Origin of the sequence: Dactylosporangium maewongense (genome assembly GCF_039531485.1) — a bacterium.
GTDB classification, from domain to species: domain Bacteria; phylum Actinomycetota; class Actinomycetes; order Mycobacteriales; family Micromonosporaceae; genus Dactylosporangium; species Dactylosporangium maewongense.
The window spans coordinates 1,394,753-1,419,075 of the sequence record NZ_BAAAQD010000001.1 but is presented as its reverse complement, the minus strand read 5'-3'; the positions used below and the strand labels follow the sequence as shown (position 1 = coordinate 1,419,075).

The window sequence follows — 24,323 nt, the reverse complement described above, 5'->3', positions numbered from 1 at the left end:
TACGCGGACCGGGTCAGCCGGGCTGGACCGTCACCGTCCGCACCGTGGTGTAGAAGTCCATCGCCGCCTTGCCCTGTTCCGGCGGACCGTAGCCGGAGGCCTTGACGCCTCCGAACGGCAGATGGAAGTCGACGCCGGTGCTCGGCGCGTTCACCTTCACCAACCCGGTCCCCAGCTCCTCCACGAATCGCAGCGCGTGTCCCAGGTCGGCGGTGTAGACCGCGCTCACGAGCCCGTACGCACCGCTGTTGGCCATCGCCACCGCGGTCGGCACATCCGCGGCGGTCTGCAGCAGGCAGAACGGTCCGAACGTCTCGTGCCGCGCCAACGCATGGCCTTCGGAGAGGCCGCCGACGAGGATCGGCGCGACCAGGTTGTCCGATGCGGTGCCTCCCGCCAGCACGGTGCCTCCCGACTGGCGGGCCTCACGGGCCGCGGCGAGCATGCGGCCGCGGGCCACGTCGTCGATCACCGGGCCGCACATGGTCTTGGGGTCGCCGGGATCCCCGCACGGCAGCTCGTCGATCGCCATGAGCAGCGCCTCACGCAGCGGCTCGCTCGCCGCGCCGACGCCGATGATCCGGCGCGTGGCCGTGCACTTCTGTCCCGCATAGCCGTAGGCCGCGGCCACGATGTGCCGGGCCGCCCGGTCGAGGTCGGCGTCCGGCAGGACGATCGCCGGGTTGTGCCCGCCCATCTCCGCCTGCACCGGGACACCGGTGGTGACCGCGCGCGCCGCCACCACCGTCCCGGCCTGCACCGAGCCGGTGAACGACACCACATCGGTGGTGGAGGTCAGCACCTGGCCCTCGCTCGCATGCCCGGGGACCACCTCGACGAGCCCGTCCGGCAGGGGGCCGGCCAGCAGTTCGAACAGCCGCATGGCGCACGCGGTCGCCTGCGGCGCGGGTTTCAGCACCACCGCGTTGCCCGCGGCGAGCGCGGGCGCGGCCTTCCACAGGGGGATGGCGAACGGGAAGTTCCACGGCGTGATGAGACCGGCGACCCCGAGCGGGCGGCGGCGGGTGTACAGCAGCCCCGTCCCGGTCGGCTCGTGTACGGCACCCGCCGGGTCGTAGACCTGTTGCGCGTAGTACCGCAGGATCGCCACGGTCCGGTCCACTTCGGCGGTCGCCTCGGTGACCGGCTTGCCGACCTCCCGGACGGCGAGCGCGATGAGCTCGTCACGGGCCGCGTACACCCGTCCGGCCGCCTCGGTGAGCGCGGCCGCGCGTTCGCCGGCGCGGCATCCGCCCCATTCGCGCTGCGCCAGGCGGGCCCGCTCGACGGCGGCGACGACGCCGCCCATTCCGGCGGCGGGAACGGTGACGACGATGTCGTCCGGTTGTTGTGGTGATCGGCTCTGCACGGATCTCACAGCAGGAAGCCCTTCGGGAAGGGATCGGTCGGGTCGAGCAGGTACTGCGCGGTCGCGGTGATCCAGGCACGGCCGGTGATCGCCGGGACGACCGCGGGCCGGCCGGCCACGGTCGTCGCCGCGACGAGCCGTCCGGTGAACTCGCTGCCGATGAACGACTCGTTGCGGAACTCGGCGTCCAGCGGCAGCTCGCCGCGGGCGTGCAGCTGGGCCATGCGCGCGCTGGTGCCGGTGCCGCACGGGGACCGGTCGAACCAGCCTGGATGGATCACCATCGCGTGCCGCGACCGTTTGGCGTCCGAACCCGGCGCGGCGAGGTAGACGTGCCGGCAGCCGGCGATGCCCGGATCCTCGGGGTGGACGGGTTTGCGTTGCTCGTTGACCGCCGCCATGACCGCCAGTCCGGCCTCGACGATGCTGCCGGCGGCGCCGCGTTCGAAGGGCAGTCCCAACTGCTCCAGCGGCAGGATCGCGTAGAAGTTGCCGCCGTACGCCATGTCGTAGCGGACGTCGCCGAACCCGCCGACGGTGACGGTCAGGTCCGCCGCGTCCAGATACGCCGGCACGTTGGTGAGGGTGACGGCGGTGGCGGCGCCGTCCTGGACGTGCACGTCGACGACGACGAGGCCGGCGGGGGTGTCGAGGCGGATCGTGGTGACCGGTTCCACCACCGGCACCATGCCGGTCTCGACCAGGACGGTCGCGACGCCGATCGTGCCGTGCCCGCACATCGGCAGGCAGCCGGACACCTCGATGTACACCACGCCCCAGTCCGCGTCCGGGCGGATCGGCGGTTGCAGGATCGCACCGCTCATCGCGGCGTGGCCGCGTGGCTCGAACATCAGCAGGGTCCGCACGTGGTCGAGGTGTTCGATCACGTACCGGCGGCGCTCGGCCATGCTGTTGCCGGGAATCAGTCCGACTCCCCCGGTGATCACCCGGGTCGGCATGCCTTCGGTGTGCGAGTCGACGGCGTGGAACATGTGTCTGGAACGCATCGGGTGGCCTCCGCGGCGCTGGTCCGGTCGTGACGGTGTTCGGGGTCGTCGGTGGCTGGTCGGTTCGTCCGTGGGGCCTGCAAGCCGGTCAGCGCAAACCGTTGCCCCCTGTCCAGGCATCCCGGACAGGGGGCAACGGCCCCACCCCACGGAAAGGTCTCGGCGGACGCCCGTGCGTCAGGCGGCTGTGCGGTGCATCCACGACTCGACATCCGCCGCGGTGCGCGGCAGGTCGGCCGACAGGACCCGGTGGCCGTCGGAGGTGATGAGGATGTCCTCCTCGATACGGAATCCCATGCCCCGCAGTTCAACCGGGATGAGCTCGTCGTCAGGCTGGAAGTACAGGCCCGGTTCGACGGTCAGGACGTGCCCCGGTTCGAGCACCCCGTCGAGGTACCGGTCGGCGGGTGCCAGCGCACAGTCGTGGACGTCCAGGCCGAGCATGTGTCCGGATCCGCACAGGGTCCACCGGCGGTGGACGCCGGACTCCTCCTCGAGCGCCTCGGCGGCCGTGCACGGCAGGACCCCGAGGTCTTCCAGGCCCTGGGCCAGCACCGCCATGCCCGCCCGGTGGAAGGCGCGGAACGGTGCGCCGGGGCGCAGGCAGGACAAGGCCACATCGTTGGCCCGCCGGCACAGCTCGTACAGGTCGCGTTGCAGCGGGGTGAACCGTCCCGAGATCGGCAGGACCCGCGTGATGTCGGCGGTGTACAGCGTGCGGGTCTCGACGCCCGCGTCGAGCAGCAGCAGGTCGCCGTCGCGAACCGGGCCGTCGTTGCTGGTCCAGTGCAGCGTCGTCGCGTGGGCGCCGGCCGCGACGATCGAGTGGTATCCGACGTCGTTGCCCTCCACGCGCGCCCGCGTCCAGAAGACGCCTTCCAGGTATCGCTCCGACGTGTCACGTGCCTGCGGCAAGGCCCGGACCACGTCCTCGAACCCGCGGGTGGTCGCGGCGACCGCGTGCTCCAGCTGCGCGATCTCCCAGTCGTCCTTGATCAGGCGCAGCTCGTCCAGCGCCGCGGCGAACTCGGCGTCGGCGCCGCTGCCGTCCGCCGGAACGAGCCGGTCGACGCGCGGATCGACGTCGCGCAGGACGAGCGTCGGCGCGGACAACCGCAGCTCGTGCTCCAGCTCGGTGATGTGCCGGGTGGGAATGTCGCAGCGCCGCGCGGTTTCCAGCAGCGTGGGACGCCGGCCGTTCCACAGCTCGCCGTAGCGACGGTCGCGGTAGAACTCGTCGTCCTTACGGTCGCTGCGCGGGCGCAGGAACAGCGTGGCGGACCCGTCCGGCGAGATGACCAGGACCCCGTCGGAGGTCTGATCGCCGGTGAGCCAGGTGTAGTTGGAGTGCGGGCGGAACCGGAAGTCGGTGTCGTTGCTGCGGCGCAGGTCACCGCCGGCGGGCACGAGGAGGCGATGGCCGGCGAACTGGGCGTGGAGCCGCTCCCGACGTGCTCGGGTGAACGGCGCGACCGGGTCGGCCGGTAGGTCGGCCCGCTCGGTGTCCGCCCAGCCGGTTCGCATGAACTCGGCCAATGTTCGGCTGACGGCTAGGTCATGGCTGCCGGTACGCAGCGGCGGCTGTGTCACGAGGTCCTTCTACGGGGTCGGTGGCGCTGGACGGCCTGCGCTCCGCTGGTCCGACTCGCGGCTGACGCGGCAGGCGTGCAGCCAGAGTCGCACCGCCGGTGCCGGGCGACTCATCAGCCGAGGCATAGAAGTTCGCTATGGCAGCGCGCGGTCGCACCGGTTCGGCCTCCGGCCGCGTCCACGTGTCACCGAGCCGGGCCCAAGCATGGACACTGTAATATGTTACAGATAACATCGCACGCTGCACGGGGGCTAAACCCACGCGGGCCGTATCGGCCCGGTCCAATCGAGGGGTCGCCATGCAGCTGCCGCACCCGAAACCGTCGGCAACCGTCCCGCCGGTCCTACCAGCACCGGTCCGAGCACGAACCGACCCGCCGCCGGGCACGCCGTTCCCGGCCGGCCGGCCGCCGACCGGCGGCACGACCCGACCCGGGATCGGGTTCGTGCTCGTCGCAGCGCTCGCGCTCGGCGCGTGCCAGGACGACGGCGGCGGGCGGGAGCTCGTGCCCCACGACGGCGGAACCCTGCACGTGGTGATCGGTGGGGCGCTGGCGCATCTCGACCCACAACGGGTGTACGCCGTCACCGAGGCCAACGTGAGCCGGCTGCTCACCCGGACGCTGACGACGTTCAGGTCGGTGCCGGGGGCGGCCGCGAGCGAGGTCGTCGGCGACCTGGCCACGGACGCGGGCCGGCCGAGCGAGCGCAATCAGGTCTGGGACTTCACGCTCAAGGACGACGTGCGGTGGGAGGACGGCACCCCGGTGACGTGCGCCGACGTGAAGTACGGCATCCAGCGCAGCTTCGCGCCGCAGTTCGACGACGGGGCGAAGTATCCCGGCCAGTACCTGCAACCGAATCCGAAGCCGTACACCGGCCCGTTCACGACCGGCGGCGACAGCGCGGGCCTGCGCTCCGTCGAATGCCTGACGTCGCAGAGCATCCGCTTCCACCTCAAGCAGCCCGTCGGCGACTTCGGGTACGCCGTCGCGCTGTCGGTGTTCGCGCCGGTGCCCGCCACGAAGGACACCGGGGAGGCCTACGACCGGCGGCCCTACTCCAACGGACCGTACAAGATCGAGTCGGCGACGGCGCAGGAGCTGGTGCTGACCCGCAATCCGTTCTGGCACCGCGGCACCGACACCGTTCGCGGCGCGCACCCGGATCGCGTGGTGGTCACCTGGCGCAACGACACCACGGCGGTGACCGCGAGCCTCATCGACAGCGACGGCGCGTGGGCGGACACGATCGCGATCGACCGGGACGCCGCACCGAACTTCGTCCAGCAGATCATCAACGATCCGGTACTGGCCGGCCGCGCGGTCATCGGCAGCACCGGCGGGGTGCGGTACTTCGCCCTCAACACCCGCACCTTGCCGGACCTCGCCTGCCGGCAGGCGCTCACCTACGCGTTGAACAAGCGGCGGCTGCGGGCCTCGCTGGGCGGCTTCGTCGTCGGGGAGTTCGCGACGACCATGCTGGCGCCGCAGTTGAAGTCGCACCGGGCGTTCGATCTCTACGGTTCGGCGGCGAATCCGGACGGCGACCCGGAGCGTGCGCTGCGGTTGCTCCAGCAGGCGGCGGCGACCGGCCGGCCGTGCCCGGCGCGCATCCGGTTGGCGTATCCGAACTCCAGCGACGTCGCGCGGGCGATCAGCACGGTGGTGGAGTCGTATCAGCGCATCGGTGTCGAGGTGGTCCGTAGGCCGTACCCGTCCCAGTCGTATTACTCGACCGGTATCGGTGACCCCGCCAACGGCAACGACATGATGTGGGCCGGCTGGGTGCCGGACTGGCCGAACGGCTCGGCGGTGATCCCGCCGCAGTTCGACGGCCGGAACCTGCCCAGGGACGGCTCCACGGGCAACACCGACTACGCCAACTTCAACGACCCGCGGATCAACGCCATGATCGACGAGGCGCTGGCCGAGTCGAACCTGGAGCGCCAGTACCGGTTGTGGGGCGCGTTGGACGAAGCGATCCAAGCCCAGGCCGTCAGCATCCCCGTGTTCTACATCAAGGCGTTGCGGATGGCCGGCGCGAACGTCCGCAACGGTTTCATCCACCCGCAGTTCGGCCAGCCGGATCTGTGCGCGCTGTACCTTTCCTGACCGGCCACACGGGGAGGCTCCCCGCGCCGGGTGCGGCGCGGGGAGCCTCGTGAAACGGATGCCGGTCAGTAGCGGGTGCTGACCGTGACGCCGGAGCAGGCGGTCCGGCCGTACAGGCTGATGTAGTTGTAACCGGCGGGCGGGTTGGTGATGGTGAGTGTTTCGGCGTTGGTGCTGCCGGTGGAGGATCGGGAGTAGTTGGTGGTCGTCGCCCAGCTGGTCGGGCTGTAGTACAGGTCGCAGTTGCCGGTTCCGCCGCTGGCGGCGATGGTGAGGGTCGTGACGCCGGACGGCAGGTACATGTACAGGTAGTTGTAGTTGCCGGCGGTCGCCGACCGCGCCGAGCGCTGGCAGTTGCGGTCGAGGACGCGCGTGTCGGATCCGGTGCACTCCGGCAGGGTGGTGCCGCCGCCGGTGGACACGGAGACCGACTGGGTCGTCGTGGCGGTGGCGCCCTGGTTGTCGGTGACCTTCAGGGTGACCGTGTAGGTGCCGGCCGCGGTGTAGGTCTTGCTCGGGTTGGCGGCGGTGGAGGTGGTGCCGTCACCGAAGGTCCACTGGCGCGACGCGATGCTGCCGTCGCTGTCGGTGGAGCGGTCGGTGAAGGTGGCGGTGAGTCCGCTGGTGGCGACGGTGAACGAGGCCGTGGGCGGCTGGTTGGTGGGCGGAGTGGTGCTGCCGCCGCAGTCGCCGGCGGCGCAGCGGGTCAGCCACGCGTCGAAGTCGGTGTCGTACCGGCTGCCGATGGTGCTGGTCAGGTAGCTGCGGGCGGTGGTGTACGCACCGGTCCGGTAGTAGCCGAGGAGGGTCATCATCTCGGCGCGGTGCGACTGGAGCATGTACCGGACGGCCAGGTAACCCCAGTTGTAGATACGGGTCTGGTCATTGCTGTAGGTGGTGTCGAACAGCGTACGCAACGTGTAGGTGTGGTAGCCGGCCTGCGTCTGCGCGGAGGTGTAGGCCACGTTGCGGTACGAGTACGAGATGTACTCGGCGAAGCCCTCGATCCACCAGATGGTCGGCGTGGTGACGTTGGCGTTGAAGTCGCCGTACATGTCGAAGCGACCGTCGAGGAAGTGCGTGTACTCGTGGTTGAGGTTCCAGATCTGGAACACGGGCCGGACCCACTCGGCCTCGTAGGCGATGAACCGCGCCTGGTTGTTGGGGTCGGACGGGGTGCCCTCCAGGTACATGCCGCCGTTGTTGGTGTCGATGCCGTAGATCGCGCCGGCGTACGTCTGGTAGTCGGTGCTGGAGTCGAACACCACGACCTCGATGTCCGAGTTCACGTCGCCGGCGACGGGCCCGCTGTCGGCGACCACGCCGTGGAAGTACGCGTCCTGCGACAACAGGCTGCTGCACGACTGGCTGAGCTCGGACGAGGTCATGCTCTGCGCGACGATCCTGATCGACGCGCTGCAGGTGTAGTTGATCGGCAGCACCGAGCTGGACAGCCGGGCGGAGAGGTTGCAGGTGTTGTAGTAGCTGCAGTTCGCCGCGTCGTAGTACTGCGTCATCTCGGCCACGCCGACCCACAGCGGCGCGGTGCGGCCGGTCATGCTGCTGCTGGACAGCAGCCCGCCGGCCAGCGGCCGGACGGTGGGCTGCAGCGCGGTCTCCTGCAGGAACCGGCCGAGCTCCCGGCCCGCGTTGGAGGTGAGGTAGGCGTTGTCGGTGCCGAGCAGGTCGAGGTGGCCCGACGCGAAGTTGTACAGGTTGTTCAGCACGGTGCGGTCGGACTGCACCGCGGTGACGAACGCGGGCACCTGGTGGCCCCGGAAGAGCACCGTGTAGACGTTGTTGACGGCGCTGAGCATGTACCACGACGCGTTGTACGACGAGTTGTAGCCGGTCAGGAGCCGGTTCACGACGTACAGGTACCGTGCGTTCTCCTGCGCGCTGTCGATCAGCGTGACCGCCTCGGCGAGGGTCTCGCCGTTGGCGTCGGTGACGTCCCAGGCGCGCGAGCCGGCGAAGAACGCGTCCAGGCCGGACCGGATCGCCGTCTGCAGTGATGTGCCGTAGGTGCCGACAGAGGTGTCGTACCACTGCACGTAGTAGCCGGCGCGCAGGTAGAGCACCAGCTGTGGCATCCCCGTGCTGGAGTTGCCCGGGTAGCTGGATGCGCCGTCCCGCACCGCGTACGCGACGCTGGCCATCTGCGCCTCGCGGAAGGCGTTGTACGCGTCGCTGCCGGAGAGGCTGAACAGGCTGTTGATGCAGTCCACCGACGACGACTTGATCTGGCTCACCAGCGCGGATCCGGTCCGGCTGGTGAAGTCGGAGGTGTTGCAGGCGGCCGCCGCGAGCGAAGCGCGGTCCGACGGGCGGGACTGGCGGACGGTGGCGGCCGGCCGGTCGTAGTCGGTGCGGGTGACCGTGTTCGCGGCCGGTTGCGGCGCCCGGCGGTTCACCGGCTGCGCCTGCCTGTCGAGGTGCCGGTCGGTGGTGGCGAGGTCGGCCGCGGCGGGCGGTGCCTTGGTCGTGCTCGCCGAGGCGGCCGCCGCACCGGAAGGTGAGGCGGGGCCCGCGGCCGCCGGCACCGCCGTCAGTCCGCCCGCGAGAGCGAGCAGCAGTGCGGCGCCGGACAGCCGGGCGATTCTTCGCCGGAGCTGGCTTGTGGTCATGCGATCTCCTTGGGGGTTTGGCGAGCCGAAGCACGGACCACAGGTCACGTGATTACATGCTTCGATGTGTTGCTCGGCGCTGGACGCTAACCAGCGCGGGAGATCGGCGACAACCGGTCCACATGGGACAGTCAGGTTCGGTGGGGCGCCAGCTTTCGGCAACCTTTACGGCGCCGGCCGAGCCGCGGGGCGAGCCGCTGCGATCAGTGGACGCTATGGTGCCGGCTATGGGGATCGAGGCCTTCGACGTGAAATTCTGCGGACGTTCGGACCCCGACCTCGGATGGCTAACGTGGCGAACCTCCTGCTCATCGACGAGGACTCCGCATACCGGCGGGCCCTGGCCAGTGAGCTGGCCCAGTACGGACACGTCGTGTCGGACGTGTCGCTGCACGCGGCCGGCCGGGTGCTGGCCGACCTCACCTGCCACACCCACCAACGGCCCGACGTGGTGCTCATCGACCCGTTCCTGCCGACGGTGGACGGATTGCTGCTGCTGCGGTTGATGTGCCTCGGATCCCGCCGGCCGGTCATGCTGCACACGGCGGAGTGTCCCGAGGAGCAGGTGCTCCAGGCCCTGCGCGGTGGCGCGGACGGCTACCTGCCCAAGCCGGCTCAGCCGGCGGTGGTGGACGCGAAGGTCGGTGCGTTGCTGCGCCGGGTGCCGGCCGCGCCGCCACCGGCGCCCTGTGTCGTCGGCGCCCTGCGGGTCGACGTCGCCGAGCGCCGGGTGTCACTGCACGGCGTGCCGGTCGCCGTCACCCGCAGCGAGTTCGACCTCCTGGCGTGCCTCGCCGAGCATCCCGGACGCGTGGTGTCCCGCACCGTCCTGCGGACCCGGCTCGGCCGCGGCGGGACGACGTCGATCAACGGCATCGACGTGCTGGTGCACCGGCTGCGCGCCAAGCTCGGTGAGCCGGCGGCGCCGGTGCGCTACCTGCACACGGTCCGCGGCAAGGGCGTGTCACTGCACGCCGCCGACCGTGGGGTCCAGCATCACCGGATGTGACAGGCCGCCCGGTGCCCGCCGGCACGAAGTGTGAGCGCCGGTTCCGACGAGGCGCACACCGGTGCGGCCACCGGGCAGCGCGCCCGGAACCGGCATCCCGACCGCTGCGCGCCCGCCTCCGCGGCGACCGGGGACGCCGACGGGACACGGATGCGTCGCGGGCTCCCCCCGCGCAGCCAGGCGATGTCCGGGACCGCGGCCATGAGGGTCTGCGTGTACGGATGCCGCGGGTCGGCGTAGATCTGCTCGCGGGCGCCGATCTCCACGATCCGGCCCATGTACAGCACGGCGACCCGGTCGCAGAAGTGCCGCACCACGGCGAGATCGTGGGAGATGAACAGGAACGCCAGGCCGAGCTCGGCGCGCAGGTCCTCCAGCAGGTTCATCACCTGCGCCTGGATCGACACGTCGAGCGCCGACACCGGCTCGTCGGCGACGATGAGCCGCGGCCCGACCGCGAGCGCGCGGGCGATGCCGATGCGCTGCCGTTGCCCGCCGGAGAACTCGTGCGGGTAGCGGCCGGCATGGGCCGGGTCGAGGCCGACCTGACCGAGCAGTTCCCGGATCCGATGCGCAACCTGCGATCTGGGCACCGTGTCGTGGACCCGCAGCGCCGTGCCGAGGATGTCGCCGACCGTGTGGCGCGGGTTGAGCGAGGAGTACGGATCCTGGAAGACCAGCTGGACGTCGCGCCGGAACGGGCGCATGGCCCGCCCGGACAGCGTCGAGATGTCGCGCCCGGCGAGCCGGATCTCGCCACGATCCGGGCGGAGCAGCCGGGTCACGAGCTTGCCGATGGTCGACTTGCCGCTGCCCGACTCGCCGACCAGGCCGAGCGTCTCGCCGGGACGCAGGTCGAACGCGACACCGTCCACCGCTGTGACCGTGCGCCGGCCGCCGGGTCGCGCACTGAACTGTTTGACGAGGTCTCGAACCTCGAGCAACGGTACGTCGGGCACGGTGTCAACCTTTCGGGCGCTCAGATCAGACGGGGCGCGATCTCGCCGGCGAAGACCGCGGCGGGAGCGGTGAGATGGCATCGGGAACGATGGGCGCCGTCGCCGGCGCGAACGGCGAGGTCGGGCAGCACCGTGCGGCAACGGTCGCCGGCGACCCGCGCGTGATACTCGCACCGCGCATGGAACGGGCAGCCGGGCAGCGCCTCCAGCGGGTCAGGCGGCGCGCCCGGGATCGGGTGCAGCCGGCCACCCGCCGGTCCGGACAGCGAGGGCAGGCTCTCCAGCAGGCCCCAGGTGTACGGATGGGTCGGGCTGCCCAGGACGCTGCGCACAGGTCCGTGCTCGACACTGCGGCCCGCGTACATGACCAGGACGTCGTCACACACATCGGTGACGACACCGAGGTCGTGGGTGATGAGGATGACCGCCGAACCGAACTCGTCGCGCAGGCCCGCGATGAGCCCGAGGATCTGCGCCTGGACGGTGACGTCCAGCGCCGTGGTCGGTTCATCGGCGATGAGGAGCTTCGGGTCGTTGACCAGCGCCATGGCGATCATGACGCGCTGGCACATGCCACCAGAGAACTCATGAGGAAAGTCGCCGGCGCGCCGGGCCGGGTTGGCGATCCCGACCCGGCCGAGCATGTCGACGGCGTGCGCGCGGGCGGCCCGCCGGGTCGTGCGGTGGTGCAGCCGGTAGGCCTCGGCGATCTGGTAGCCGACCGTGAGGTACGGATGGAGGCTGGCTCGCGGATCCTGAAAGATCATCGCGGCGGTGTTGCCGCGGTGGTGGCGCAGCTGCTCTTCCGGCATGCCGATGAACTCGCGACCGCCGATCCTGACTGAGCCGGTGATGATGCTGCGCCGCCGGTCATGCAGCCCGAGCAGGGCCAGGCTGGAGGCGCTCTTGCCGGAGCCGGACTCGCCCACGATGGCCAGCGTGCGGCCGAGCTCCACGTCGTAACTGAGGCCTTGGACGGCGCGGACCATGCTGCCGGCAACCGGGAACCGCACGGTCAGGTCCCGCACTTGAACGAACGGATCAGTCATGCCAGCCGCACCCTCGGGTCGAGCACCGTGTACAGCAGGTCGACCAGGAGGTTCATGGCGACCAGCACCACGGCGCCGACCAGGACACCGCCCATGAGCACGGGCAGGTCGAACTGATTGAAGGCGCGCAGCGTGAGCACGCCGAGCCCGGGCAGGCCGAAGATGCTCTCGGTGAAGATCGCACCGGTCAGCTGCAGCGCCAGATCCAGGCCGAAGATCGTGGCGACCGGTGTCAGCGCGGCTCGCAGGCCGTGCCGGTAGACGACCCGGCGCGGCGAGGCGCCCTTGGCCCGGGCGGTACGCAGGTAGTCCTCGCTGAGAATGTCGACCATCGCGGCGCGGGAGTAGCGGGTGTACGCGGCGGCGTTGGCGAGCCCGAGCGTGAGCCACGCGGCGCTGAGCCCGCCGGCCCAGGCGAGCGGATCGTCCAGCAGCGCGTGGTAGGCCGAGCGCGGCAGTGCGGTCGCGTACAGGGCGACGATCAACGCGACCACGAAGTAGGGCACCGAGCTCACCGTGAGGGTGACTCCGACGGTGGCGCGATCGATGAATGTGCCGCGCCGGCGCGCGGCATACGTCCCGGCGAGCACGCCGACGCTCAGGTACACGACGGCCGCACCGACGACGATCGACAGCGTCACGGGCACGGCCTGGGCGAGCAGGGTCGTCACGGGCTGCCCGAGCGTGTACGAATAGCCCAGACACGGCGCCGAGCAGTGCACGACGGTACCGCCGATCATGAAGTCCCGGCCTACGGCGATGCCCGCGACGTAGTCACGGAACTGCACCGCGACCGGTCTGTCGAGACTGAGACTGTGCGTGATCTCGGCGACCCGCTGCGGCGTGCAGCGGTTTCCGCAGATCGCGGCGGCCGGGTCGGTTGGCGCGACGAAGAACAGGGCGAAGCTCACCACGAGGGTGGCCACGATGACACAGACGGCGCTGACGAGCCGTTTGAGGATGTACAACAGCACGGTGTCCTGCCTGGGTGGCTGCCAGGCCCGGCCCGACGAGTTGAACGCCTGACCGGGCCCGGGATCGGGTGGCGGTCAGCCCTTGAGGAACATGCTCTTGTAGTTCGGCATGCCCATGGTGGAGTCGACGAGCGCACCGCCGATGTTGGTGCCGATCACGACGGCGACCTTGAAGTAGTACCGCGGGAGCAGGACGTAGCGGCTCATGATCTCCCGGTCCAGGTCTGCCCACTTGCCGACCGCTTCGTCCGGCGGGAGCGCGGCGATCGCGTTGATTTGGGCGTCGAGGTCCTTGTCGGTGAGCATGCCGAGGCTCTGGCCGTCGGCGATGCTGTGCGTCTGGAACAGCACCGGGAACCAGCTGCTGCCGGAGGGCCAGTCGGAGCACCAGCCGGCCGGCGAGGCGCCGAGGTTCGTCGGGGCGTTGTAGTCGCCGACCTTGCCGCGCAGCTCGGCGGTGGAGACGCCGATCGGCTTGGCGGTGAACCCGGCAGCGGTCAGCGCGTCGGACAGGATCTGCGTGGTCTGCTGGGTCAGCGGCTTGGTGTTGTCGTAGTACCAGCTCACCTCGAAGTTGAGCTTGCCGGCGTCGGTGAGCATCTTCTTCGCCGCGGCGGGGTCGCCGGCGCCCTTGCCGGACAGGCCCGGCAGCGGTTGGTAGGCACGGTAGCCGGGGACGCTCGGCGGCATGATGGTGCTGGATGCCTGCTGACCGTAGTCGTTGAACCCGGAGGCCTTCCACAGTTGGTCGTACGGGTAGGCGACGGCGATCGCCTTGCGGACCTCGAGCGGGATCTTGCGCGAGTCCAGCTGGGTCATCTGGTGGCAGGGGCTGGCGCCCCGCAGCAGCTGGCCGGCCTTGGCACCGGTCAGCTGCGGCACCAGTGAGGCGTCGATGTTCTGGTAGTTCAGCGCGTTGGCGTCGGCGCCGTTGCTGTTGAGCACCTGCTGTTGGGTCTTGACGTCCTGCTCGCCGAACTTGAAGTCCCAGCCGTCGACGTACTGGTGCCGGGCCGGGTCGGTGTTCGCGTCCCAGTTCGGGTTGCGCTTGAGCTTGAGCTGCGCCCCGGGGGTGTAGCTGTCGAACTCGTACGGCCCGGTCGCCATCGGCTTGTTCTTGTAGTCCTGGCGGGTGTCCTTCGCCTTGGGAATCGGCGTGAACAGCGGGTAGCTCATGTAGAACGGCAGGTCCGGGAACGGCTGCGCGAGATGGATGACGAGCGTGCCCGGGTCGGGGGTCTCGACGCCGGCGTACGTGTCGCCGCTGGTGTATGGGCCCTTGTACGCACCGGGTTTCGCCGGGTCGCCGTCCTTGAAGTAGGTCATTTGGTACGTCGGCCCGTTGGGGTACACATCGTGCGCGAAGGACCGCTTGATGGCGTACGCGAGGTCCTCGACCTTGACCTCGCTGCCGTCGGCGTACTTGATTCCGCGCTGGAACCGGAACGTCCAGGTGAGCTTGTCGGCCGACACGGTGCCGAGATCGGTGAGATCGGAGACGAGCACCGCGTCGCCGTTCGGGCGGATGTCGAACTGGGTGGGGGTACGGAAGACCAGCTTGTCGATCTCGTTGGCGTCGACGTAGTACGTGTCGGTCGGGTCGAAGGTGTTGGGTGTCGGCTGGGAGTACACGGTGATCGTGCCGCCCTTGCGAGCCCCCGGGGCATCCTTCGCGGGTCCCTTGGCGTCGCGGTCCATGATGACCTTGTCGGTGGCGATGGTCGACCTGCCGTCGTCCGCGGAGGTCCGCTTCGACGACGGACTTCCGCAACCGGTGGCCGCGGCGGCCATCACGGCGGCCACCACCACGACCGATCTGACGTGCTTCATGCAATGCCTCGATTTCTGCGGGATGTGTGCGGCCAGCGGTGCGCCTGCGGGATGTATGCGATCAGCGGTGCGCCTGCCGGTTCTGCGTGCGGTCAGCGGTGCGCATTCGGGCTCTGCGTGCGGTCAGCGGTGCGTCTTCGGGTCGAAGGCGTCCCGGACGGCGTCGCCGAGCAGGCTCAGGGTGAGCACGAGCGTGGTGATGCCGAGCACGGGCAGCCAGAGGTACAGCGGATCGGCGCGGTAGTAGTTCTGGGCCGCCGCGACGGTGACGCCCCACGACGGCGTGGGCTCGGTGAGCCCGACCCCGAGAAAGGTCAGACCGGCCTCCGCGACGATGTAGCCGGGCAGCGAGAGCGACGCCGACACCACGACCGGCGCCACGAGATTGGGCAGCAGCTCCCGCAACAGCACGGTGCGGGTCGGCAGGCCGAGGACCGCCGCGGCGGCGACGAAGTCGAGCTCGCGCATCGACAGCACCTGCCCGCGCACCAGCCGCGCAAGCCCGGCCCAGCCGAAGAACGACAACACGACGATCAGGGAGATGAAGCGAACCCTCGCCACCTGTTGTGGCGGCGCCTCCGCGCCACCGGTCACGGACAGCAGCACCGCCGGGGTGGCGATGGCGAAGAGAAGGTACGGCAGGCTCAGCACAAGATCGATGAGCCAGGACACGATCCGATCCAGCCAGCCGCCGACGAAGCCGGCGAGCATGCCCGCGATCAGACCGACAACCGTGGCCACGAGCGTTGCCGCCCCGGCGACCAGCAGCGAGGGCCGGGCGCCGTAAACCCAACGGGCGAACAGGTCCCGGCCCAGACGGGGTTCGACGCCGAACCAGTGCTCGGCGCTCGGCCCGACGGTCGGGAAGCCGTAGTCATCGATGAGGTCCTGATGCAGCGCGGTGGGACTCTGGCCTTCCAGCGCCGCCAGCACCGGCGCGAAGACGGCGACGGCCACGAACAGCACGACGATTCCGACGCATACCATCGCGACCCGGTCGCGACGGAGCCGGCCGAGTGCCATCCGGGTGGGTGACCGGCCCGCCGCCGCGGTGGTGGCGGTGCTGGGCCGGTCGGTTGGTGGACCGGGGTGCGGTCCTTCGGCGGCCACGACGATCGGGTCCATTCGCGGCGCCCTTTACAGTCGGGGGTGGAGGCGGGTTTGTGTGCCGGGGTGTCCGGTGCGGTGCGTGTCGGAGTCTCACAGCGGTTGTCGGTGCGGGGTCATCGTCGGCGGCATAATGTTTCGCTATGGGCATTGACGTGCGGCACCTGCGCGCGATCTGCGTCATCGCCGAGGCGGGTAGTGTGACCGCCGCGGCGGCGCAGCTGAATCTGTCCCAACCGGCGTTGACCGCGCAGTTGCACCGGATCGAGGAGTTGCTCGGTGGGGTGCTGTTCGTGCGGAGCCGTGCGGGCGTGGAGCCGACCGAGCTCGGCCGGCGGGTCCTGAGTCGGGCCCGGGTGGTGCTGAACGAGGTCGACGCGTTTGTCGACGACTTCCGTGAGCCGCACCGGGCGCCGGGGTTCGTCCGGTTCGGCACGGTGCACCTGGCGTGTGCCGCGAGCCTGGTCGACCGGGTCAAGGAGGCGTTTCCGGACACCGAGGTCGCGTTGCGGATCGAGCCGTCGTCGCGGCTGCTCGTGGACGCTGTCACGCATGGGCAGCTCGACGCCGCCCTGATCGGGATCATGGAGGGGTTCGACATTCCGCTCGGTGGGATGTTGGCCAACCGGACCCTGATCCCCCGGTATCCGATCTTCATCGCGTTGTCCGCGTCCCACCGTCTCGCCGGGCAGGACAGCGTCGATCTGGCCGATCTGCGTGACGAGCGGTGGGTCGGGCCGCCGGGTCCGGACGACGGCTCGCTCACGTCGCTGCGGCGGGCGTGCCGCGCGGCCGGGTTCGAGCCCGACATCCGCTACGACGCTCCCAGCGGCGCCGGCCAGCCCTTGGTCCGCTCCGGCAACGGCGTCCGGCTGGTCGACCCCACCTGGCCCCAGCCGCCCGGCACCGCCGTCCTACCCCTGCGCGGCGAACCGCAGATCGCCCGTCTCCTCGTCATCTGGCGCCGCGACGCGTTCAGCCACACCGAATGCGAACAGCTCTACCGCGCGGTCACCCACGCGTTCCTCGATCACGTGCCGAACAACCCGGCCTTCGAGCGCTGGTGGAAGGCCAACCCCCAGACACACCCGATCCTGCAGCAGTAGGACGCACCCGTCTGAGCCCTCGGCGAGGCTTGCGCTGCTCGTCTCGCCTCGCCCACGCCCGTCCTGGTCAATTCGACCGACTGGGCGACCTCGGTGACGGCTTCGGCGACCCGGCGCCCCATGTCGGGGGTCTGATCGTGCGCAGGTGCAGCACGTCAACCCATAGCCAAACATTATGCCGCCGGTGATGACCTCACACCCGCGACCACAGTGAGACTCCGATGCGCGTCGGAACGCCCCGCGCGCGACCCGTGCCCGGCAATCCGCCTCCACCCCGACCGCACGTTGCGCCATTGCTGTACCTGGAAGGAATTCAGTTGGGCGAGCGGAGATGGCTCCGGGTCGCGGCAGCCACGGTCCTGGCACTTGTCCCTGTGATCACATCGGCGTGTGACGCAAGCGTCGGCGACGGCACCTCCGGCGCTGTCCGCCGGCCGGTCGACGGGTTGAGGATTCTGGTGCCGAACAGCCCGGGCAGCGGCTACGACACCACGGCACGCACGGCGGCCAAAGTCATGCAGGACGCCGGTCTGGCACGGGACGTCACGGTCTTCAACGTCGCCGGCGCCGGCGGCACGACAGGGCTGCGGCGCGTCGTCGACGACGGGAGCGACGAGAACCTGCTCATGCAGATGGGGCTCGGCGTCGTCGGCGCCATCCACACCAACAGGTCACAGGTGACCCTGATGGACACCCTGCCTGTTGCGCGACTCATCGAAGAGATGGAAGCGGTGGTGGTGCCGAAGGATTCGCCGTACGACACCCTGCAGGATCTCGTGACGGCCTGGAAGGCGGATCCCGCAGGGGTTCCCGTCGGTGGCGCGTCGGCGTCGGGCGGGCCGGACCACTTGATGCCCATGCTGCTGGCGCAGGCGGTCGGCGTGGCGCCGAAGAGCGTCAAGTTCGTCAGCTTCGGCGGCGGCGCTGAACTCCTGGCCGCGGTGCTCGGCAACAAGGTCGCCTTCGCGGCCACCGGCATCGGTGAGGTTGCCGAGCAGGCCAGGGTCGGTGAGGTGAAGATCCTCGCGGTGACCGGGGCGCGGCGGACCGGCGGCCTTGATGCACCGACGCTCAAGGAGCTGGGCGTGGACCTGGTCTTCGCGAACTGGCGAGGACTCGTTGCCACGTCCGGTCTGACCGCCGCGCAGCGGCAACGGCTGGTCGACCTCGTGACGAACATGCGCAACTCGCCGGAGTGGAAGGTCGCGCTGGCCACGAAGGGCTGGACCGATGCCTTCATCGCCGGCGACGAGTTCGCCGCGTTCGTGGCGAGCGAGAACGACCGTGTCGCCAAGGTGCTACGAGAACTGGGACTCGGATGAGCGCTGAGGGAGTGCCTTCATGAACATCAGCATGCGGACGGCGCGCCGAGGACAGACCATCGCACCCGGAAGCGTGGCGGCGGCCAGGGCAAACCTTGTCCGGCAGGCGCGACGTCGTCGCGTCGTGAATCGATCGGCACAACTCGCCGCCTTGACCATGGCGATCGCCGCCTGGCAGCTGGCCGGGATGTACTGGCTCGACTCCTACCTCTACAGCACACCTGCTGCGGTCTGGCAGCGCTTGGTGGAGTGGTTCACCGTCGGCACGCCGATCGGCTCCGTCTGGAAGCAGATCTTGACGTCCCTGTCGGAGTCCGCCGTCGGCTTCGGCGTGGGTGCGATCGCCGGGGTCTCGTGCGGCGTCCTGGTCGGCGCCAGTCGCACGCTCTCGGACTTCTTCGGCCCGTTGATCAGGGCCGCCAACGTCGTTCCCAGCATCGTCCTGGTCACCCTGCTGTTCATCTGGTTCGAGCTCGGCACGTCCTCGAAGGTCGCGACCGTCATCGCCATGGTCTTCTTCGCGACGTTCTTCGCCACGTTCAGTGGCATCCGCGACGTCGACGCGCGAATGCTCCAGGAAGCCGAGCTGTTCGGGGTGGGCGCCGTCGCCCGGATCACGACGGTGATCGTGCCGCTCGTCGCCACGCGCATCGTTGCCGGGCTGCGCTCGGCCGCCGAACTCGCCTGGATCGGGGCGGTCATGGCGGAGTTCATCGGCGGCCGGCAGGGGCTGGGACTGCTGGTTCGCTACGGGGAGGCGACGTTCGACGCGACCGGCGTCCTCGCCGGGATGATCGTGATCACCGTGATCGCGGTCGCCGGCAAGGTTCTCCTGAGCAGCATCGAACGGTGGCTCCGCGGGGCAAACTGAGCGCGACGTCGTGGTCAGCGGTCTGCCGTGGGCGGCATTCACCGAAGCCCGGCAGCGCGACCTGCTGTCCGCTGTGGTCGAGGCGTTGTCGCCGCAGGGCGCGTTCACCACGTTCGCCTACGTCCACGCACGCCACACCCGAGCGGCCCGCAACCTGCTGCGCTCGCTCGAGTCGCTGTTCGACGAGGTCGTCACCAGCCGGACGGTGTGGACGAACCTTCCGCCGGCGCTGGTCTACCACTGCCGCCGACCCACATGAACCGGGGCGGGCGGTCATGAAGGGGCACCGCGACCGCTACGCGCCGGCAAGGGGTGTCACGCCGCACCGCTCAGCGGATCCGGAGGTGCGGCGGGCGGGGTCGGTGGGTGTCGTGGCGTCACCTTGGTGTGGGCGGTGGCCGGTTGCTGGGGTTGAAGAGCTGGTCGGCCGCTGTACCCGTCATGGGGTGTGCGAGGTAGCCGCCGCGGGCGGTGTCGCAACCGACGTCGTTGAGGGCCTCGAGCTGGTCGCGGTGGTCGACGTCGATGGCGGTGACGGTGCGGTCGAGGTCGTGGAACATCGCGATGAGCCAGGCGAGCGTCGTCGTGCTCAACAGGTACGTCGGCAGGTAGGCGTCGATGCCGTCGAGGAGACGCGGGTCGAGGATGACGGTGCTGACCGGGGACTCGGCGAGGTGGGCGGGGCCGCCGGTGTTGTTGACGGCGACGTGGATGCCGGTGCGGGCCAGTCCGTCGAGCGTGAAGGCGATGTCGTCGCTGAGGTCGTGCAGCGCCTCCTGGGCGATGGCGAGCTGGAGCCGGCCGGGTGGCAGGCCGCTGGCGTCCAGGGCCGCGGTGACGGTGGTGAGGATGGTGGGGTCACGGAGCTGGCTGATGGTGCAGTCGACGCTGAGCATCGGCGGCTCCGGGGTGCTCTGCCAGGTCGCGGCCCGGGCGCAGGCATCGCGCAGCAGCCGGGCGGCGAGCGGGATCAGGACTCCGACGCGTTCGGCGAGGTCGAGGAACTCGCTCGCGGGCACCGGCCCGAACTCGGGATGGGTCCAGCGTGGTGTGGCGTGCATGCCGACGATGGTGTTGTCGCGCAGCCGGATGATCGGCTGGTAGGTGAGGGTGAGCTCGCCCCGTCCCACGGCGCCGGGCAGTGCGTGGGTGAGCTGGTGGCGACGGACGTCGAGCGCTTCCCGGGCCGGCGCGAACAGCGTCCATGACGCCGCCGGGTTGTCGTGCCTCGCCCAGGTCAACGCCATCGCCGCGGCGCGGAGCAGGTCGCCGGGGCTGCTCTGGGCGGCGGGGCGCTCCACGATGCCGGCCATGGCGGTGACGGACAGGTCGTGCCCGTCGATCCGGCACGGGTGCCGCAGCAGCGGCAGTGCGGCGTCCGCGGCCTTGATGGCGTCGTCCGGGCCGGTGGTGTCCTCGACCGCCAGGGCGAAGGTGTCGGCGCCGAGGTGGGCGAGGTAGTAGTCGCGCCCGGTGGCCAGGCCGTGCAGCCGGTGCGCGGTGAGCTGCAGCAGCTGGTCCGCCGTGGTGGTGCCGAACGTGTCGTTGATGGCGCCGAACCGCTGGATGTTGAGCAGGCACACACCGATCCGCGCGGTCGGTTTCCCGGCGATGACGACCTCGAGGTAGGCGGTGAACGCCGCCCGGTTCGGCAGACCGGTCAGCGGGTCGTGCAGCAACGCGTGCCGGACCTGCTGCTGCAGGTGCTGCTGGTGGGTGCGCCACGCCACGCGTTCGTCGCGGCCGACGTCCTCCGCCGCGCGGCGGATCACGTCCTGCAGCGTGGTGGCGAATCCGAGCGCCAACTGGTCGGTCAGCACGGTGAGCCGGTCCGCCGCGTCCTGTCCGGTGATCCGGAGGTCGGTCAGGAGCCGCAGCCGCAGGACGCGCACGCTCGCCGCCATGATCTGCGGGTCGGACATGCCGCTGTCGACGAGGTCGCGGCCGACCCGGAAGCCGGCCTGCGGGTCGGCCGCGGGGCCGGTCACCGCGGTGAGCATCTGACGGGTCAAGGTCTGGAGCACCTGGAGGCGGCGGGCCCGCCCACCGGGCACGAAGTTCGTCCTGGGCAGGCTCCGCTCCCAGACGGCCGCGAACTGCGTGACCTCGCCGGCGGGCTCCCGCAGCGGGTCGGCTTGAGGGCGTGGTTGAATGCCGGTCACAGCTCGCGACTTCTCCCGCCCGACCGCGGGCGTAACCCCGGTCGCGGGTCGCCGGCATCGCGTGTCGCCGACGATGGGCAGCGCCTCGTGCAGGGCCTGGTCTTCGCGGGTACCGCCCTCGGCTGCCGCATGCACCTGCCCTTGCCATTCGTGGCGGACGGGAGTCCTCTGGATGCACAGTGTGAACCGCGGCCGGGGTCGCGTACCACCCCGTCCACCCGAACGGGTGAACGACCTCTGGACCTAACCGGTGCTGAGCTTGCGGGCCACCCCGCCGAACGCCGACCGCTGTGCGGGATCGTCCGCGTCCTCCGGGTCCGGGTGCCAGTCGCTGATCGGGACCAGGCCGGGGTCCAGCACCTGCCACCCGGCGAGCAGGCCGACCACTTCGGCGGGGGTACGCACGTGCAGTGACGTCGGCGTGCGCTGGTAGAGCCGTCGCACGTTCTCCTGCCCGGCGGCGTCTTCCGCCGGTACTGAATGCGAGACGGCGACGTAGCTGCCCGCCACGGTGGCGTCGGCGAACTCCCGCAGGATCCGCGCGGGGTCGTCCGGGCCGCCGATGAAGTGCAGCACCGCGACCATCAGCACGCCGATGGGCCTGGAGAAGTCGAGCAGGTCGGTCACCGTGGGGTGCCCGAGGATGTCCTGCGGCCGCCGTACATCGCCCTGGACGGCGGTGGCGTGCCGGTTGCCGGCCAGGATCCGCTGGCTGTGCGCGACAGCGACCGGGTCGATGTCGACATACACGATCCTCGCGTCCGCGGCCGCGTACTGCGCCACCTCGTGAACGTTGCCCAGCGTCGGGATGCCCGAGCCGATGTCCAGGAACTGCCGGATCCCGTTGCCGGCCAGCCACCGCACCGCCCGGCCCAGAAACGCGCGGTTGTCGTGCGCCAGTTGGATGACGCCCGGCCAGGCGCGCTCGGCGTCCTCGGCGAACCGCCGGTCGACCTCGAAGTTGTGGAACCCGCCGAGCGCATAGTCGTAGACCCGCGCCGCGTTCGGCGTGGTGATGTCGACACCATCAGGCACCCACTCCGGCAACACCGCCAACCCCCTCTGCAGCCACGTCCATCCATCAGCGTGACACACAGGTCACCTTCAGTGGTGCATCCGGGCCGCGGCGACTCGAGGAGCCGGCATCAAACTTTCCAAACTGGAAAGTACTCGCTATAGTTTCCAACATGGAAAGTATAGAGGCACGCGACCAGTTGCTCCTCGCGGAGCGCGCCGCGGCGGCGCCCTACGTCCAGTACCCGCCGACCCCGTGGTGGTATGCCCCGGTCATCGGCGCGTGGACCGCCGCGTTCATCGGATGCTTCACCTGGTGGCGGGACAACGGCGCACTGTTCGCCGCCTCGCTCGCGATCCTGCTCTCGGCCGAGGTGTTGTTCCTGGTCTGGATGCGCCGGCGGCACGGGGCGCTCCCGATGCCCGGCCACGGCAAGCCGCCCGTGGAGATCGCCGCGGTATGGCGCGGCTACTTCGCCGGCCTCGTGGTCATCGTGGCGCTGGTCGCGCCGGCCTGGTGGTTCGTCGGCGTGCCGGCGGCCGCGGCGGTCGCCTTCGTGCTCGTCACCGCCGGTCTCGTCATCTACGAGCGCAAGTACGCCGTCGCCGCGGGCAGAGTCCGGGACCGGCTGGCGTGATCGGCGACCTCGACCCGGTCATCCACGTCCCCAAGCGGCTCGCGGCGATGGCGATCCTGGCCAACGCACCGTCGGTGTCGTTCCGGTTCCTCAAGGAACAGCTGCAACTCACCGACTCCGACCTGTCCAAGCAGATGTCGGCACTGGAAGCCGCCGAGTACGTCAAGTCCGCCAAGGACGGCCACGGCCGCGGCGCGAGCACGACATTCTCGATGACCCGCACGGGCCGCAAGGCCTACACGGCACACTGCGCGGCACTCCGGGCGCTCATCGATCCCGGTCTGGCTTGACCCCGAGCCCCGGGGCGCTCCCTACATCGTGCAGGACGACCAAGAGTTCGTCACGTGGCGGCTGCCGGGCGCTGATGAGCAGCAGGCAGCCCGCGGCGCTGATCAGCCCGCACAGCAGCAGCGCCGCCCGGTAGCCGAGAGCCTGCGCGGTCGCACCCGCGACGAGGCCGGAAACCAGCGAAGCGGTGATGAACGCGTTGCCGAACAGCGCGGTCGCGCGGCCGGTGGCCTCGGGCATCAGGTCCTGCATGTACGTGATACCCAGCGCGTTGACCGCGGCGATGGCCAAGCCCCGAACCACCTGGGCGACGAGCAGCAGCGGCAGGCTGGAGCCGGCCGAAACGAGCACGAAGTACACGACGAACAGCAGCATGCCCAGCAGGATCACCCGCTGCCGGGGTACCCGGGCCGGCAGCAGGATCAGGCTCAGCGCCGCCGGTATCTCCGCCAGCGCGCCCGTGCTGGCCAGCAGCCCCACGTCCTGGTCGGTCCGGCCCAGGGTGCGCGTGACGTACAGCGGCAGCGCGACCGAGCCGGCGCACATCGCGGTGTTGAACAGCATGAAACTGGCCGCCACCAGCAGCACCGGCCGCCGCAACCGGGACGGCGCCCGCGACTGCGGCGCGGTCCGGGGTGTGACCGGCGCCGGGCCCAGCAGCAGCAGCGGCGCCGCGATCAGCGCGAACGCCAGGGATGTCAGCAGCAGCAGGCCGCTGTATCCCCGCCACGCCAGCGCCGCTGACCCGAGGATCGGGCCGATGGCCCAGGCCAACGAGAACACCGACCGCAGCGCCAGCGTTCCGCGTCCCGACGCGTCACCGGACGCCCGGTCCAGGTGGGTACGCGCCAGCGCGAACACCTGCGAGAAGCCCGCCAGGCCGGCGCCGAGCAGGCCCGCCCCGATGACCAGCAGCAGGGCGTAGCTGGTGGTCGTGCTCAGCGCGAGGTACCCGACGGCGGGCGCCAGCACGGCGACCAACGCCGGCCACCGGCCGGCACCGCGGTCGAACCGGCGACCGAGCCAGGACGTCACGAACAGTCCGCTGACGGCGATGACGGAGAGGAATACACCAACCTGCAGCGGAGACAGGCGCGCCCGGTCCGCACCGAACAACACCAGATACGGCCCGATCATGGAGTCGGCAATGCCCAGCAGCAGGACGCAGACCAGCAGGTGCGGCAGCTTCGTCCCGACCACACGCCCCGCGTCGAAGCCCATCTGCATCCACATCCCTGGATCGCGACGGCAGCACCACCCACCACAGTTGCATCGATGATGCTCCAT

At 70.3% G+C, this 24,323-nt stretch carries 20 protein-coding genes; 8 read left to right on the top strand and 12 right to left on the bottom strand.

The window, feature by feature from the left end:
- Window positions 1-13 precede the first annotated feature (13 nt).
- From ABD332_RS06360 to ABD332_RS06350, 3 genes are all read right to left on the bottom strand, one after another.
- On the bottom strand, window positions 14-1,378 hold the full coding sequence (locus ABD332_RS06360) for an aldehyde dehydrogenase family protein (protein ID WP_344500467.1): 1,365 nt from the start codon (window positions 1,376-1,378) through the stop codon (window positions 14-16).
- Window positions 1,375-2,376, bottom strand: a complete 1,002-nt coding sequence (locus ABD332_RS06355; RefSeq protein ID WP_344500465.1) for a proline racemase family protein — start codon at window positions 2,374-2,376, stop codon at window positions 1,375-1,377. Before ABD332_RS06355 ends, ABD332_RS06360 begins: the two co-directional genes overlap by 4 nt.
- A gap of 177 nt (window positions 2,377-2,553) precedes the next feature.
- Complete coding sequence (locus ABD332_RS06350; protein WP_344500463.1) at window positions 2,554-3,900, bottom strand: aminopeptidase P family protein; 1,347 nt, start codon at window positions 3,898-3,900, stop codon at window positions 2,554-2,556.
- A 365-nt stretch (window positions 3,901-4,265) separates the two neighbouring features.
- Between ABD332_RS06350 and ABD332_RS06345 the strand changes: the two genes are divergently transcribed.
- A complete protein-coding gene (locus ABD332_RS06345) occupies window positions 4,266-6,080 on the top strand; it encodes an ABC transporter substrate-binding protein (RefSeq protein ID WP_344500461.1) in 1,815 nt (604 codons plus the stop codon).
- A gap of 65 nt (window positions 6,081-6,145) precedes the next feature.
- Here ABD332_RS06345 and ABD332_RS06340 read toward each other — a convergent pair whose 3' ends face one another.
- Window positions 6,146-8,707, bottom strand: a complete 2,562-nt coding sequence (locus ABD332_RS06340; protein WP_344500459.1) for a collagenase — start codon at window positions 8,705-8,707, stop codon at window positions 6,146-6,148.
- A 292-nt stretch (window positions 8,708-8,999) separates the two neighbouring features.
- On the opposite strand from ABD332_RS06340, the gene ABD332_RS06335 reads away from it, so the two are divergent.
- Complete coding sequence (locus ABD332_RS06335; protein WP_344500457.1) at window positions 9,000-9,716, top strand: response regulator transcription factor; 717 nt, start codon at window positions 9,000-9,002, stop codon at window positions 9,714-9,716.
- Here ABD332_RS06335 and ABD332_RS06330 read toward each other — a convergent pair.
- From ABD332_RS06330 to ABD332_RS06310, 5 genes are all read right to left on the bottom strand, one after another.
- Window positions 9,704-10,591, bottom strand: coding sequence for an ABC transporter ATP-binding protein (locus tag ABD332_RS06330; protein WP_425552125.1), 888 nt, complete (start codon window positions 10,589-10,591; stop codon window positions 9,704-9,706). The genes ABD332_RS06335 and ABD332_RS06330 overlap by 13 nt on opposite strands.
- A gap of 104 nt (window positions 10,592-10,695) precedes the next feature.
- Window positions 10,696-11,724, bottom strand: a complete 1,029-nt coding sequence (locus tag ABD332_RS06325) for an ABC transporter ATP-binding protein (RefSeq protein ID WP_344500453.1) — start codon at window positions 11,722-11,724, stop codon at window positions 10,696-10,698.
- Window positions 11,721-12,698 (bottom strand): ABC transporter permease, encoded by a 978-nt coding sequence (locus ABD332_RS06320; protein WP_344500451.1) that lies wholly within the window; start codon window positions 12,696-12,698, stop codon window positions 11,721-11,723. The genes ABD332_RS06325 and ABD332_RS06320 overlap by 4 nt, the downstream gene beginning before the upstream one ends.
- A 75-nt stretch (window positions 12,699-12,773) precedes the next feature.
- The gene (locus ABD332_RS06315) at window positions 12,774-14,528 is read right to left on the bottom strand and encodes an ABC transporter substrate-binding protein (RefSeq protein WP_344500449.1); all 1,755 of its coding nucleotides are present in this window, start codon (window positions 14,526-14,528) and stop codon (window positions 12,774-12,776) included.
- 123 nt (window positions 14,529-14,651) lie between these two features.
- Window positions 14,652-15,653: an ABC transporter permease gene (locus ABD332_RS06310; RefSeq protein ID WP_344500447.1), complete on the bottom strand. Its 1,002-nt coding sequence runs from the start codon at window positions 15,651-15,653 to the stop codon at window positions 14,652-14,654.
- Window positions 15,654-15,778: 125 nt separating this feature from the next.
- On the opposite strand from ABD332_RS06310, the gene ABD332_RS06305 reads away from it, so the two are divergent.
- The 4 genes from ABD332_RS06305 (at window position 15,779) to ABD332_RS06290 (ending at window position 19,193) form a co-directional block, all read left to right on the top strand.
- Entirely contained in the window at window positions 15,779-16,741 is a 963-nt protein-coding gene (locus tag ABD332_RS06305) for a LysR family transcriptional regulator (RefSeq protein WP_344500445.1), read from the top strand.
- 293 nt (window positions 16,742-17,034) lie between these two features.
- Complete coding sequence (locus tag ABD332_RS06300) at window positions 17,035-18,063, top strand: Bug family tripartite tricarboxylate transporter substrate binding protein (RefSeq protein ID WP_344500443.1); 1,029 nt, start codon at window positions 17,035-17,037, stop codon at window positions 18,061-18,063.
- Window positions 18,064-18,187: 124 nt separating this feature from the next.
- Window positions 18,188-18,934 (top strand): ABC transporter permease, encoded by a 747-nt coding sequence (locus ABD332_RS06295; protein ID WP_344500441.1) that lies wholly within the window; start codon window positions 18,188-18,190, stop codon window positions 18,932-18,934.
- Between the two features lie 10 nt (window positions 18,935-18,944).
- A complete protein-coding gene (locus ABD332_RS06290) occupies window positions 18,945-19,193 on the top strand; it encodes a hypothetical protein (RefSeq protein ID WP_344500439.1) in 249 nt (82 codons plus the stop codon).
- 118 nt (window positions 19,194-19,311) lie between these two features.
- Here the strand turns inward: ABD332_RS06290 and ABD332_RS06285 are convergent, their stop codons facing one another.
- Both ABD332_RS06285 and ABD332_RS06280 read right to left on the bottom strand, forming a co-directional pair.
- Entirely contained in the window at window positions 19,312-21,096 is a 1,785-nt protein-coding gene (locus ABD332_RS06285) for an EAL domain-containing protein (RefSeq protein ID WP_344500437.1), read from the bottom strand.
- A 243-nt stretch (window positions 21,097-21,339) separates the two neighbouring features.
- The gene (locus ABD332_RS06280) at window positions 21,340-22,131 is read right to left on the bottom strand and encodes an SAM-dependent methyltransferase (RefSeq protein WP_344500435.1); all 792 of its coding nucleotides are present in this window, start codon (window positions 22,129-22,131) and stop codon (window positions 21,340-21,342) included.
- Between the two features lie 152 nt (window positions 22,132-22,283).
- Here ABD332_RS06280 and ABD332_RS06275 point away from each other — a divergent pair, with 152 nt between their 5' ends.
- Together ABD332_RS06275 and ABD332_RS06270 are read left to right on the top strand one after the other, a co-directional pair.
- On the top strand, window positions 22,284-22,748 hold the full coding sequence (locus tag ABD332_RS06275) for a hypothetical protein (protein WP_344500433.1): 465 nt from the start codon (window positions 22,284-22,286) through the stop codon (window positions 22,746-22,748).
- Window positions 22,745-23,038, top strand: coding sequence for a winged helix-turn-helix domain-containing protein (locus ABD332_RS06270; RefSeq protein WP_344500431.1), 294 nt, complete (start codon window positions 22,745-22,747; stop codon window positions 23,036-23,038). Before ABD332_RS06275 ends, ABD332_RS06270 begins: the two co-directional genes overlap by 4 nt.
- On the opposite strand, the gene ABD332_RS06265 is transcribed toward ABD332_RS06270, so the two are convergent.
- Window positions 23,016-24,269 (bottom strand): sugar efflux transporter, encoded by a 1,254-nt coding sequence (locus ABD332_RS06265; protein WP_344500429.1) that lies wholly within the window; start codon window positions 24,267-24,269, stop codon window positions 23,016-23,018. The genes ABD332_RS06270 and ABD332_RS06265 overlap by 23 nt on opposite strands.
- Between the last annotated feature and the right edge of the window lie 54 nt (window positions 24,270-24,323).